Raw genomic sequence first — 11,939 nt, 5'->3', positions numbered from 1 at the left:
GGTTGTCTGTGGACGCGCCCCGGGGCCCCTCTCACCCTCTCCGTCCCGGTGGCGTCAACCCAGAGGGAGGTACCGGTGGCGGTGTTGAGCTGGCGGGCGCGCTGGACGTTGACCGCGGCGGCGGGGTCGGCGGCCCTGATTCTCGCGACGGCCTGCGGCGGTGCCGACACCAGCGGTCAGGATGCGGCGGCACCGGCGTCGAGTGGTCGACCCGACGCCTTCGCCGCGTACGTCGGTTGCCTCAAACAACAGGGGATCGACGTACCTGACAACCTGCCCGGCGGGCGGCCGTCCGCGCGACCCCGGCCCGACGGCTCCGGTCGACCGTCCGGCTTTCCGTCCGGACGGCCGTCCCGCTTCCCCTCCGGGCGTCCGTCCGGCCAGCCGTCGCCGGGTGCGTCCGGCTGGCCGGGCGGCAACCGGGGACCCGGTGGCGGGTTCGGCGGGTTGCGACCCTCCGGTGTGGACGACGCGACCTGGCAGAAGGCACAGCAGGCGTGCGCCTCCACCCTGCCCACCGGCGGCCCCGGCCGGGGCCAGGGCGCCCGTCCCGGTGGCGGTGCAGCACCCGGTGGCGCGTACGCGAACTGCCTCACCGACCACGGCGTGACCCTCGCCCCCGACCTGAACACCACCGACCCGAAGGTCACCGCCGCCCTGGACGCCTGCAAGGTGCTCAGCCCCGCCCCGTCGCCCGCCGCGAGCTGACATCGGCCGGCCCGGAACCGCGCCGGGCGCGGTCAGGGCAGCAGGTCCGGCGGTACGGACACACCCAGGAACTCCAGCAGGCGCCCGACCTTGTGGTCCAGTTCGACCCCGACCGAGGTGATCTCCGGGCGGCCGTACGAGTCCAGGTTCCGGCTCGGCTGGTCGATCGAGAACCAGGTGCCGGTGCTGCCGTCGTCGCTGATGCTGACCCGTAGCGGCACGTACAGGAAGACGGTCGGGTCGTGCCGGAACATCCGCTCGGCGACGGTGTGGTTGCCCATCAGGTACTGGACGCAGTCGGCCGGGTCACCCGCGACCCCCATCATCGGCTGCGCGTCGATCTGCCAGTAGCGGAGGAAGTCGTGCGGCGCCGCCCGGTGCGTCACCTCGACCCACTCGGACCAGTCCGCCTTCCGGTCGTACAGGGGCTTGAACGCCGCCGGGTCGAACACCGGTACGGCCTCCTCGTACCGCCGCCGGAAGTCGTCGAAGGGCGCGTCCACCGCAATGGCGAGCCGGCGGGCCTGGTACTCGGTCCGTACGACCTGACGGGTGCCCATGACCCCCACCTCCTCGGTTGATCCCGGTGACACCCGCGCACCGTAGCCCGGACCGGCCACCGCCCACGCCGGAAACGCCACTTTTCAGCCACCGCGGAGGAGGGTGGGAGCGCGGACCGGGTCGCCGAGATCGGCGCCGGCAACGCGCGCAGGGGTTCCCGGCACGCACCCAGCGTGACCCCCCGCCCCGAGCAGTGACGATGTGTTCGGCCACGCATGCTCGCAGCCGCATGTTCGCACCCATGCCGCGATCAGTACACCTTCCGTTCCCCGGGCTTCGCGAGATTGGCGCCACATACCGCCCGAAACGGAGTCCTCCATGGGTCACGATCACTCTCATCACGGCCACGACCACGGCCATAGTCACGACCACGGCCACGAGCACAACGTGGACCTGACGCCTGCGCTCGACCTGGCCGTACCGGACAGCGAGCTGTCGCCGTCGGAACTGTCCCGGCGCGGTTTCCTGCGCAACGCCGGCCTGCTCGGCGCCGGTGCCGCCGCCGCGACCGTACTCGCCACGCCGGAACTGGCGCATGCGCACGGGCCCGACTCCACCGACGACCGGGAGCGCACCGGCGGCTTCCAGTGGCTCGCCGGCGACCACCACATCCACACCCAGTACAGCTCGGACGCCCAGTACCGGGTCATCGACCAGGCGCGGCACGCGCAGGCGTACGGCCTGGACTGGATGGTCATCACCGACCACGGCAGCGTCGCCCATGCCAAGATCGGCGTCGACAAGGTCAACCCGGAGATCGTGGCGGCCCGCGCCCAGCTCAAGGAACTGCTGATCTTCCAGGGCATGGAGTGGAACATCCCGGCCGCCGAGCACGGCACCGTTTTTGTCCACCCCGGGCGCAACGAGGTCGCCGTACTCAAGGAGTTCGAGAACGGGTTCGACGGCTCGGTCACCGGCACCTCCGGCCCGGGTGCGGCCAACGAGGCGCTCGCCATCGCCGGCGTGAAGTTCCTCGCCGAGGCCGTACGCAGGCGTCGGGTCGACGGCGCGCTCTTCCTCGCCAACCACCCGGCCCGCCGGGGCGTCGACTCCCCGCACGAGATCCGGGCCTGGCGCGACGCCGACCCGACCGTGGCGATCGGCATGGAGGGTGCCCCCGGCCACCAGGCCGCCGGCATCCCCGGTGGCACCGGCCGTGGCCGCGGCTACTACGAGAGCAGCCCGGGCGCCGAGTCCTTCCCCGGTTACCCGCTGGAGAGCTACCGCACCTGGGGCGGCTTCGACTGGATGACCTCCACCGTCGGTGGGCTCTGGGACAGCCTGCTCGCCGAGGGCAAGCCCTGGTGGATCAGCGCGAACTCCGACTCGCACGTCAACTACCTGGACACCTCGCAGCGCGGCCCCGACAGCAACTTCGACCGCGACGGCAAGCAGGCCGACCCCGTACGCGGTCCGCTGCTCACCGCGGCCGGCGACTACTGGCCGGGCTTCTACAGCCGGACCCACGTCGGTGCCAGCTCGGACAGCTACCGCGCGGTGATGGACGGCCTGCGGGCCGGCCGGGTCTGGGTCGACCACGGCGGCCTGATCAAGGGCCTCGACGTACGGGCCCGGATCGCCGGTGACCGCCACCGCGACTCCGGCACCCCGCTCGGCGGCACACTGCGGGTACGCCGGGGCGAGCAGGTCGAGGTCACCATCGACATCGACCTGGCGACCACCCCGAACTGGTCGCAGTTCGTGGCGAAGCTGGCCCGGGTCGACGTGATCGCCGGCGCGGTCACCGGCCCGGTACGCGACGGCGACACCTTCACCGCACCGCGTACCCGGGTGGTCAAGTCGTTCGAGGTCAGCGCCAAGAGCAGTGGCCGGGTGTCGTTCAGCTACAACTTCGGCCGGGTGAACGAGCCGTTCTACCTGCGCGTCCGGGGCACCGACGGCAACCGCAGCGCGACCGGTCTGATGGGCGCCTCGGTGGACCCGCACGGACCGGCGATGGACGTCGTCGGCGATGCCGACCCGTGGGCCGACCTGTGGTTCTACGGCAACCCGATCTGGGTCCTGACGAAGTGACCTACCTGGGCGTCAGCCTCGGTCACCGGGGCATCAGCCTCGGTCACCGCAACGACCTGGAGGCGGAGCAGTGGCTGCGCGACGTCGTGCTGCCGCTCAGCCTGCCGGATCTGACCGCCTGTACGCACCTCATGCGGGAGCCGTACCCGCATGTGGCGCTGAGCCTGAGCGGTACGGGCACGGAGTCGGCGACATTGCCGGCGGTGCCGGTCGAACTCCGGGACGCGGCCACGGCGGCGGCGGCCGAGCACGCCACCCGCCGATCCGGACGGGCGGTGTACTTCGCCGGGGTGGAGCGGCTGGTCGGCACCATCACCGTCGGCGAACTGCTCGCCTGGAGCGCGATCGACCGGGTGGCCGTGCTCGGCGGTTCCCCGGCGCAGGAGGAGACCCGGATCCACACCCGGGACTTCGTCCGTCCGCTGTGGCAGCACGGTGAACTGGTGCTGACCACGCAGCCGGCGCGCGGCGGCATCCTGGTTCCGTTCGAGATGCCCGACCCGACCCCCTGTTGCGCCGACCACTAGTACGGCAGGGCCCCTTCCGGTCGTTCGTGCACCGGAAGGGGCCCTGCCTTCGCCCCGACGCGGCGGGGACCGGGTGGATCAGCTACGGCGGAAGGCGTACTGGCGGGTGGAACGGGCGGCCTGGGACCGGCCGACACCACCCGAACGCCCACCCCGTACCGGTGGGCCGGCCTTCGGTGCGGACGACGCAGCCGCTGCCGGTGCACCGGTCTCGGGCACCTCGATCGGCCCGAGCTTCCCGGTCAGGTCGGGTTCCCGCTGCTCCGCCGGTACGGCGAACGCGGCCCCACCCGTGCGCTGACCGTTGCTACGAGAGTGTCGCTTACCAGGCATTCTGGCCTCCTCCGAGGATCTCCGCCCTGTCACGCCGGGGCGGTCAGGTGAGAAAGGGAGTGCCCGGAGCGTCCTGGAAAGCGGCGACCCGCCAACGGTGTCGACGATCAATCGTCGAGACGGGTGACGGAGTGCGCGGACGCCCCGGCACGGGCCCACGGCGGAAACGCGGCGGGCCGGCACGGTGCACAGAGCGTCAGTAGCGCATGGACCCCACGCTAACCCCAGGGGTCCCCCGACGCATCCGATTTATCTCGACAGCGGCGATCATGATGGTCCGGGCCGGGTGACAGTGCGACCATCAACGGCATGCTGATCGCGTTTTCGGTGAGTCCACTCGGCGGCGGCGAGTCCGTGGGTGATGCGGTGGCCGAGGCCGTCCGGGTGGTCCGGGAGTCAGGGCTGCCGAACGAGACCAACGCCATGTTCACCCTGATCGAGGGCGAGTGGGACGAGGTGATGGCGGTGGTGAGACGCGCTGTCGACGTACTCGCCGAGGAGTCGCCACGGGTGAGCCTGGTCCTCAAGGCGGACATCCGGGCCGGTGTGACCGACGCGATGACCGCGAAGGTGGCGCACATCGAGGCCCGGCTGGGCGAGGGATGACCGCCCCGGCGTCCGTACCGCCGGATCCGGTGGCGGCGGCACCCCGGCTGCTGATGTGGGACATCGACGGGACCCTGGTGCACACCGGTGCGGCGGCGAAGCTCGCGTACGCCGAGGCGTTCACCGCGCTGACCGGGGTGGCCTGGCAACGGATGCCGCACTCGGCCGGCCGGACCGACCGGGACCTGGCCGCCGAGGCGTTCGTCACGCACGGTGTGGCCGACTACGAGCCGTACCTGGAGGAGTTCTTCCACCGGTACGCCGCCGCGCTCGCCGCCCGCCGGCACCTGATCGCCGAACAGGGACGGGTACTACCCGGTGTCGGCGCGGTGCTCGCCGGGCTGGCCGGTCACCCGCACGTGATCCAGACCCTGGTCACCGGCAACATCCCGTCGGCGGCCGTGCACAAGCTCGCCGCCCTCGGCCTCGGCGCCGGCCTGGATCTCGACATCGGCGGGTACGGCCGGCACAACACCGTACGCGCGGACCTGGTCCGGCAGTGCCGCGACCTGGCCGAGGCCAAGTACGGCCACCGGTTCGCCCCGGCCGACATCCTGGTCATCGGCGACACCGTGCACGATGTGGCCGGTGCCCTCGCCAACGGGGTGACCGCTGTCGGCGTGGCCACCGGCACCACCTCCGCCGCCGACCTGGCCGAGGCCGGGGCGCAGATAGTCCTCACCGACCTCGGCGCGGTGGAACCGGTCGTACGCATCCTCGCCGGGACCGACCGCGAGGCCGCGCCCAGCATCGCCTGACCGCACCGCACCCCACGTGGTCGGGTCGACTCCTCACCCCGACCCGTCCGAGTTACCTGGACTCGACCCGTCCGAGCGGATCGGAGTCCGCCGCCAGCGCGTCCCGCGCCGCCTGCCAGGCGGAATCTCCGGCGTGGAGCTGAGACCGGAGGTACGCCGAGGTGAGCCGCTGGACCACCGAGACCCGTTCGGGGCTCTCGTCCGTGGTCTCGGCGACGTCGTACCCGGAGACCCCGCCGAGCCCGTGCTCCGCCCCGTACAGGGTGAGCAGGTCCTTGCGCCCCGGCGAGAGCCGGTACGGGTCGACGTGCCAGTCCGGCCCCCGGACCGTCAGGTGGGTGGAGCTGTCCCGGTCCCCGACAACGACGAGGGTGGGCGTTGCCATCCGGGAGAAGTCCGTGGTCAGGAAGAAGGGGTAGTTCTCGGCCGCGTACGGGCTGAGGGCGTTGCCACCCCGGCCGGGGGCGGCGAGCAGCACGCCCGCCCTGATCCTGGGCTCGGCCAGGTTCACCTCCGTGCCGTCGTCCGGGTCGGTGAGCCGGGCGCCGAGCAGGAGGCTCGCGGTGTGCCCGCCCATCGAGTGCCCGGCCACGGCGACCCTGCTGTGGTCCAGGCGCCCGTGCAGCTGCGGTACGGCGGCTTCGAGCACGTCGAGGTGGTCGAGGATGCGGGTCATGTCCTCGGCCCGTGACCGCCAGTACAGCGGCGCTCCGGGCGTGTCTGGGGGCAGGCTCAGCGTCCGGGAGCTCAGGTGGGTCGGCTGGATCACGACGAAGCCGTGCGCGGCCCAGAAGTTGGCGAGCGGGGCGTACCCGTTCAGCGAGGAGAGGTTGTTCGAGGGGCCGTGGCCGTGCGAGAGCAGGATGATCGGCAGGTCACTGCCGGTCACCGGCGCGGAGATCCGCAGCTCCAGGTCCACGGCGCGGTCGGGAGCCGGCAGCACCACCGGGCTGACCGAGAGGACCTGGGTGGGCGAGTTGCCGGCTGGGTAATTCGATTCACTCATGATGCATGTTTCCCTTCGATGGCCTCTGCCGCCGGTCCTGTTCGACGAGCGGTGGGGTGAGGCGGTCGCGGCGACCGGCTTCGGCTACGCTGAAGCGGAACGCCGCTCCGATTAATATACGGAGCAACGTTCCGCTTTGTCAACGGCCGGAGCCGGCCGCCACCCCTCGACCAGGGGCGCGGCGATGGTCAGCAGGTCATCGGAAGGAGACGGTGGTGGCGAGTACAAGCCCGTCCGGGGAGGTGCCGGCCCGGAGCAAGCGGGCCGACGCGGTACGCAACCAGCAGACGCTGCTCGCCGCCGCCGCCGAGGTGTTCGTCACCTCCGGCGTCGACGCACCGATCCGGGAGATCGCGGCCAGGGCGGGCGTCGGGATGGGGACGATCTACCGCCACTTCCCCACCCGGGCGGATCTGGTCGTCGCCGTCTACCGGCACCAGGTCGAGGAGTGCGCCGAGGCCGGGCCGACCCTGCTGGCCGGCGCCGAATCCCCGTACGAGGCACTGCGCCGGTGGGTCGACCTGTTCGTCGACTTCCTGGTCACGAAGCACGGGCTCGCCAACGCGATGCAGTCGGACAGCAGCGGGTTCGAGGCGCTGCACACGTACTTCCTCGACCGTCTGGTGCCCGTCTGCGGGCAACTGCTCGACGCCTCGGTCGACGCGGGCGAGATCAGGCCCGGTACGCACGCCTACGAACTGATGCGCGGCATCGGCAACCTCTGCATCGGACGGGACAGCGATCCGGGCTACGACCCGCGCCGACTGGTCGAACTGCTGCTGCGGGGACTACGGCCCGGTTAGCTCGGCGCCACCGGGTTCGGCAGGGCGCCACCGAAGCGGCGGTCGCGCTGGGCGTACAGCTCGCAGGCGTACCAGAGGTGACGGCGGTCGAAGTCCGGCCAGAGCACGTCCAGGTAGATCAGCTCGGCGTACGCGCTCTGCCAGAGCAGGAAGTTCGAGGTCCGTTGCTCGCCGGAGGGGCGCAGGAAGAGGTCCACCTCGGGCACCTCGGGGTGGTAGAGGTAACGGGCGACCATCTTCTCGTTGACCTTCGCCGGGTCGACCTTGCCGGCCGCGACGTCCCGGGCGATGGCCGCCGCCGCGTCGGCGATCTCGGCCTGGCCGCCGTAGTTGACGCAGAACTGGAGCGTCAGCCTGGTGTTGTCGCGGGACATCTCCTCCGCGGTCTGCAACTCGGAGATCACGCTCTTCCAGAGCCGCCCGGCCCGCCCCGACCAGACCACCCGTACGCCGAGGTCGACCAACTGGTCGCGGCGGCGCCGGATCACGTCCCGGTTGAAGCCCATCAGGAAGCGCACCTCGTCCGGTGAGCGCCGCCAGTTCTCCGTGGAGAACGCGTACGCGGACAGGTAGGGCACCCCCATCTCGATCGCGCCCTCGATCGTGTCGAACAGGGAGAACTCGCCGGCCTCGTGTCCCTTGGTCCGGGGCAGGCCCCGATCCTTGGCCCACCGCCCGTTGCCGTCCATCACGACCGCGATGTGCTTGGGCAGGGCGTCCGCGGGCAGGGCCGGCGGACGGGCACCGGACGGGTGCGGGGTCGGCGCGATCGGTTGCCGACGTGCTCCCCGGGTCATGGATCGGATCACTGCGCTGTCTCCCCCTGCTCCGGCCCGTACTCCGAGGTCCCGGCCGGTTCGTTCGGATCGGTCCGGACGGACCGGTCGTCTCGATCAACCAACGGCAGCGAGCGTAGCGCGCGTTCCAGGTGCCACTGCAGGTGAGCGGCGACCAGGCCACTGCACTCGCGCCGGTGGTTGACCTCGGTCGCGTCGGCCACCCGCCAGTCACCGGTGGTGAGCGCGGACATCAGATCGATGGTGGCCGGGGCCGGGTGGGCCGCGCCGGGTGGTCGGCAGTCCGGGCAGACACAACCCCCGGCCGGTACGGAGAAAGCCCGGTGCTGTCCGGGGGTGCCGCAGACGGCGCAGGCGACCAGGGCCGGCGCCCAGCCGGCCAGCGCCATCCCCCGCAGCAGGTACGCGTCGAGCACCAGGCTGCTGGCGTGGCTCCCCTCGGCCAGGGCGCGCAGTGCGCCGAGGGTGAGCTGGAACAGCCGCAGCGACGGTTCGCGTTCGACCGGGGTGAGCCGCTCGGCGGTCTCGGCGATGGCGCTGGCGGTGGTGTAGCGGGGGTAGTCCTCGAGGAACCGCCGCCCGTACAGGTCGATTCCCTCGACCTGGCTGACCGTGTGCAGGGGGCTGCCGATGTTGCCCTGCGGGTCACCGGCGAGTTGCAGGTCGACGTGGCCGAACGGTTCCAGCCGGGCGCCGAACCGGGAGGTGGTCCGGCGTACCCCTCGGGCGACCGCCCGGAGCCGGCCGTGCCTGCGGGTCAGGAGGGTGATGATCCGATCGGACTCGCCGAGCTTCTGTACGCGCAGCACCACCGCGTCGTCGCGGTAGAGCTGCCTGCGGTACCCGGCCATCCGACCATTCTCCCCTGCCCCCGGTCCTCCCCCGCACACCCGGGTCGGACCGGTGTGACCCTGAGTGCGTTCTCAGGGTCTTCTCCGGGACGGATGCGTGGCTTCTCCCTGATGTCCGGATGGCCGCCGGCTCCTAGCCTCGTCTGTATGACCACGTTCCGGATCGTCACCGCCGTCACGGCGGGCGCGCTCACTCTGGGCATCCTGGCAGGCTGCGACGGTTTCTCGATGGGGCAGCGGCGGCTCGACTTCGACCAGACCGAAGAAGTCAAGATCACCAAGATCGCGGTGGCGCCGGGCTCCGGTGACGTCGTGGTGTCGACGGCGGCGGTGTCCGACGTACGAATCAAGCGGGTGGTCCGGTACTGGGGTTCCGAGCCCGGCTCCACGTACGTGATCGAGGGCACCGAACTGCGGATCGACACCGACTGCGGGTCCCGGTGCGGTGTCTCGTACGAGATCGTCGCCCCGACCGGGGTCTCGGTCAACGGTGAGAACGGCTCCGGGGACATCGAGTTGACCGATGTCGGTGACGTCGATGTGAAGGTCGGCTCCGGGGACATCACCCTGATCGGCGCGACCGGCACGGTCCGGGCGCAGACCGGTTCGGGCGACATCGACCTCAGCCGGGTCGGCACCGCGGCGACCGTACGCACCGGTTCGGGGTCGGTGAACGGGCACGGTCTCGGCGGCACGGTCGACGCCACCACCGGTTCCGGCGACATCGTCCTGACCCTGGACACGGCGGGCTCGGTGAACGCCCGCGCGTCCAGCGGCTCGATCGAGCTGACCGTGCCGGCCGGGGCGTACCGGGTCCGGTCCACGACCTCGTCCGGCACGGCCCGCTCCGAGCTGGCCGACGACCCGACCGCCACCAACCGGCTCGACCTGGAGACCGGCAGCGGGGATATCACGATCACTCCCCGCTGATCCGGTTCACTCCCCGCCGGCCCGGTTCACCGCCCCGATCCGGTCCCCGCTCCCCGGCGGGCGGGCCGGTCCACTCCGGTCCCCGGACCCGCGCCCGTTCCGCTGGGTCGGAATCACCGGGCGTGCCGGACTCGGTTGCGCGCTACCCGCCTCGCCACCGGGCAGCAGGGCCGTACGGCGACGCGCGGCGAGATCCTCCATCCACCCGAAGAGCGCGGTGGCCAGCGCGACCAGGGTGGTGACCACGATCAGCCGTACGGTGACCCCGGTGGTGTCGGTCAGGCTCCAGCCGGCTCGCACCATCAGTGCCGTCAGGCCGATCACGATCGGCATGTGCCAGAGGTAGACCGTCAGCGCCCGCCGGTTGAGCACCGTCACCGCCCGGCTGAAGATCTCGTTGCGGTCCACCCAGGCGGCCCCCGCCGGGGCGAGCCCGAGCAGCAGCAGGGTGAACCCGGCGGACCAGAGCCCGTTGCCGAGCCGGATGTCGTTCAGGTCGAACCCGCGAGGGCCCGGATGGGTGAAGATCCATGCGGCGCCGAGAGCGGCGAGCGTACCGGCGACCGGGATCAGCACCCGCCGGGAGAGCCGCCGCAGCATCCCGTCGTGGTGCGCGAAGCCGATCAGCCATGCTCCGAAGTAGAGCCCGAAGTCGCGGAGCACGTTCGGTGCGCTCGGGAACCCGAACTCCACCACGACCAGCAGCACGTACGGCGCCGCCAGGGTGGGCAGCGGGAAGCGCCGGAACAGCCAGAGGGCCAGCGGCGACACCAGTACGAACCAGAGGTAGTCGCGCAGGTACCAGATGGCGCTCAACGCGAGCGCGCCCCAGCCGTTGCTCGGCGGGTCGGCGATCGGTGCGACCCAGAGCAGCAGCCGCCAGTTCACCGGCAACCCGGTGAGCAACATGGCCGGTACGAAGAACGCGGCGAGCAGCCAGAGCGACGGAAGCAGGCGGCGTAACCGGCGACCCACCGCCCCGACACCGGAGCGGTCGAGGGAGGCTGCCATCAGCGATCCGGCGAGGGCGAACATCACCGACATCGCGGGGAACGCGATGGTCAGGAACGCCCAACCGGTGGTGTGGTAGACGACAACTCGGATGATTGCCAGAAAACGGAGGAGATCTACGTATCTGTTTCGCATCAGCCTGCATCTGAACCGGGGCGACGGGGGGCGTACGTTTTCCTACCCTGCCGGTCCACCGTTCGAACGATGCACGGGGTGTCCCACAGGTGAACAATCCCATAGGATTCGGCTATATACGGCTAAGCCGTCACACGGTAACGGTGGCTTCAGTCGTCGTAGTGCGGGACGACGCCGAGCGGGTACGTGCAGAACCCCGCGCCCATCAGCCCGGCCGTACTCCGCTCCCCGCCCTGTTCCGCTTTCACCGGAAACGGATCACGGTTGGGTTTTGACCGGGAGCAGGCCCCGATCGGCGAAGACCTTCTTGGCTACGGCGGTGGCGTTCAGTGCCCTGGGCATCCCGCAGTAGACCGCGGAGTGCAGCAGCGCCTCGATGATCTCTTCGGGGGTGAGCCCGACGTTGAGGGAGGCGTTGATGTGCACGTCCAGTTGGGGCTCGCACCCGCCGAGGGCGGTGAGCATCCCGAGGGTGACCAGTTGCCGGTCCCGGGGAGGCAGTCCGGGACGCTGGTAGATGTCGCCGAACGCCCAGGCGACGACCTGGTGGCCGAGTTCGGGCGAGACGTCGGCGAGGGAGTCGATGACCTTCTGACCGACTTCGCCGTCGATCTCGGTGAGCACCCTCATGCCACGGTCGAAGCGGTCCTGCCTGGTCTCTGCGGTGGTGGCATTGTCGGTCATCGTGTTTCCGTTCCCTGCCGTTCGGTGAGCAGATGTTCGTAGTGATCGATCTTGTCGTCCAGTGCCCTGGCGTTGCGGCGCAGACACCGGATGCGGTCAGCCAACGCGCTGCGGTGTTCGCGCAGCATGGCCAACCGGTCGGCGGCGGTTGCCTCGCCGGCCCCGCGCGGGCGCCGGCAGGGCGGGCGTTGCCCG

15 protein-coding genes are annotated in these 11,939 nt (G+C 71.1%); 7 read left to right on the top strand and 8 right to left on the bottom strand.

Annotated features, from left to right (window positions below; translation table 11 throughout):
* The first annotated feature begins 75 nt into the window (after positions 1–75).
* A complete protein-coding gene (locus OIE47_RS21265) occupies positions 76–708 on the top strand; it encodes a hypothetical protein (RefSeq protein WP_326556292.1) in 633 nt (210 codons plus the stop codon).
* 32 nt (positions 709–740) lie between these two features.
* On the opposite strand, the gene OIE47_RS21260 is transcribed toward OIE47_RS21265, so the two are convergent.
* A complete protein-coding gene (locus OIE47_RS21260) occupies positions 741–1,268 on the bottom strand; it encodes a DUF302 domain-containing protein (protein ID WP_326556291.1) in 528 nt (175 codons plus the stop codon).
* A 388-nt stretch (positions 1,269–1,656) separates the two neighbouring features.
* On the opposite strand from OIE47_RS21260, the gene OIE47_RS21255 reads away from it, so the two are divergent.
* Positions 1,657–3,303 carry a PHP domain-containing protein gene (locus OIE47_RS21255; RefSeq protein WP_326556290.1) on the top strand — a complete coding sequence of 549 codons (1,647 nt, stop codon included), beginning with the start codon at positions 1,657–1,659 and terminating at the stop codon, positions 3,301–3,303.
* The gene (locus OIE47_RS21250; protein ID WP_326556289.1) at positions 3,300–3,830 is read left to right on the top strand and encodes a hypothetical protein; all 531 of its coding nucleotides are present in this window, start codon (positions 3,300–3,302) and stop codon (positions 3,828–3,830) included. Before OIE47_RS21255 ends, OIE47_RS21250 begins: the two co-directional genes overlap by 4 nt.
* Before the next feature lie 78 nt (positions 3,831–3,908).
* Here OIE47_RS21250 and OIE47_RS21245 read toward each other — a convergent pair whose 3' ends face one another.
* Positions 3,909–4,163 carry a hypothetical protein gene (locus OIE47_RS21245; protein ID WP_326556288.1) on the bottom strand — a complete coding sequence of 85 codons (255 nt, stop codon included), beginning with the start codon at positions 4,161–4,163 and terminating at the stop codon, positions 3,909–3,911.
* A gap of 309 nt (positions 4,164–4,472) precedes the next feature.
* Between OIE47_RS21245 and OIE47_RS21240 the strand changes: the two genes are divergently transcribed.
* Together OIE47_RS21240 and OIE47_RS21235 are read left to right on the top strand one after the other, a co-directional pair.
* Positions 4,473–4,769, top strand: a complete 297-nt coding sequence (locus tag OIE47_RS21240; protein ID WP_326556287.1) for an MTH1187 family thiamine-binding protein — start codon at positions 4,473–4,475, stop codon at positions 4,767–4,769.
* Positions 4,766–5,527, top strand: a complete 762-nt coding sequence (locus OIE47_RS21235; protein WP_326556286.1) for an HAD family hydrolase — start codon at positions 4,766–4,768, stop codon at positions 5,525–5,527. The genes OIE47_RS21240 and OIE47_RS21235 overlap by 4 nt, the downstream gene beginning before the upstream one ends.
* Positions 5,528–5,579: 52 nt before the next feature.
* Here OIE47_RS21235 and OIE47_RS21230 read toward each other — a convergent pair whose 3' ends face one another.
* Entirely contained in the window at positions 5,580–6,533 is a 954-nt protein-coding gene (locus OIE47_RS21230; RefSeq protein ID WP_326556285.1) for an alpha/beta hydrolase family protein, read from the bottom strand.
* Between the two features lie 215 nt (positions 6,534–6,748).
* Here OIE47_RS21230 and OIE47_RS21225 point away from each other — a divergent pair, with 215 nt between their 5' ends.
* Entirely contained in the window at positions 6,749–7,336 is a 588-nt protein-coding gene (locus tag OIE47_RS21225) for a TetR/AcrR family transcriptional regulator (RefSeq protein WP_326556284.1), read from the top strand.
* Here OIE47_RS21225 and OIE47_RS21220 read toward each other — a convergent pair.
* Both OIE47_RS21220 and recO read right to left on the bottom strand, forming a co-directional pair.
* Positions 7,333–8,133, bottom strand: coding sequence for an isoprenyl transferase (locus tag OIE47_RS21220; protein ID WP_326563188.1), 801 nt, complete (start codon positions 8,131–8,133; stop codon positions 7,333–7,335). The genes OIE47_RS21225 and OIE47_RS21220 overlap by 4 nt on opposite strands.
* Before the next feature lie 8 nt (positions 8,134–8,141).
* Positions 8,142–8,984, bottom strand: a complete 843-nt coding sequence (gene recO, locus OIE47_RS21215) for a DNA repair protein RecO (protein WP_326556283.1) — start codon at positions 8,982–8,984, stop codon at positions 8,142–8,144.
* Between the two features lie 147 nt (positions 8,985–9,131).
* Between recO and OIE47_RS21210 the strand changes: the two genes are divergently transcribed.
* A complete protein-coding gene (locus OIE47_RS21210; protein ID WP_326556282.1) occupies positions 9,132–9,914 on the top strand; it encodes a DUF4097 family beta strand repeat-containing protein in 783 nt (260 codons plus the stop codon).
* A 6-nt stretch (positions 9,915–9,920) separates the two neighbouring features.
* On the opposite strand, the gene OIE47_RS21205 is transcribed toward OIE47_RS21210, so the two are convergent.
* The 3 genes from OIE47_RS21205 to OIE47_RS21195 all read right to left on the bottom strand — a co-directional run bounded on the left by OIE47_RS21205 (position 9,921) and on the right by OIE47_RS21195 (position 11,872).
* A complete protein-coding gene (locus OIE47_RS21205) occupies positions 9,921–11,060 on the bottom strand; it encodes an acyltransferase family protein (RefSeq protein WP_326556281.1) in 1,140 nt (379 codons plus the stop codon).
* A 258-nt stretch (positions 11,061–11,318) separates the two neighbouring features.
* On the bottom strand, positions 11,319–11,744 hold the full coding sequence (locus OIE47_RS21200; RefSeq protein ID WP_326556280.1) for a carboxymuconolactone decarboxylase family protein: 426 nt from the start codon (positions 11,742–11,744) through the stop codon (positions 11,319–11,321).
* Positions 11,741–11,872: a hypothetical protein gene (locus tag OIE47_RS21195; RefSeq protein WP_326556279.1), complete on the bottom strand. Its 132-nt coding sequence runs from the start codon at positions 11,870–11,872 to the stop codon at positions 11,741–11,743. Before OIE47_RS21195 ends, OIE47_RS21200 begins: the two co-directional genes overlap by 4 nt.
* Between the last annotated feature and the right edge of the window lie 67 nt (positions 11,873–11,939).

It is taken from the genome of Micromonospora sp. NBC_01796, assembly GCF_035917455.1.
In the GTDB taxonomy this organism is placed as follows: domain Bacteria; phylum Actinomycetota; class Actinomycetes; order Mycobacteriales; family Micromonosporaceae; genus Micromonospora_G.
This window is presented reverse-complemented; position numbering and strand designations above follow the sequence as displayed.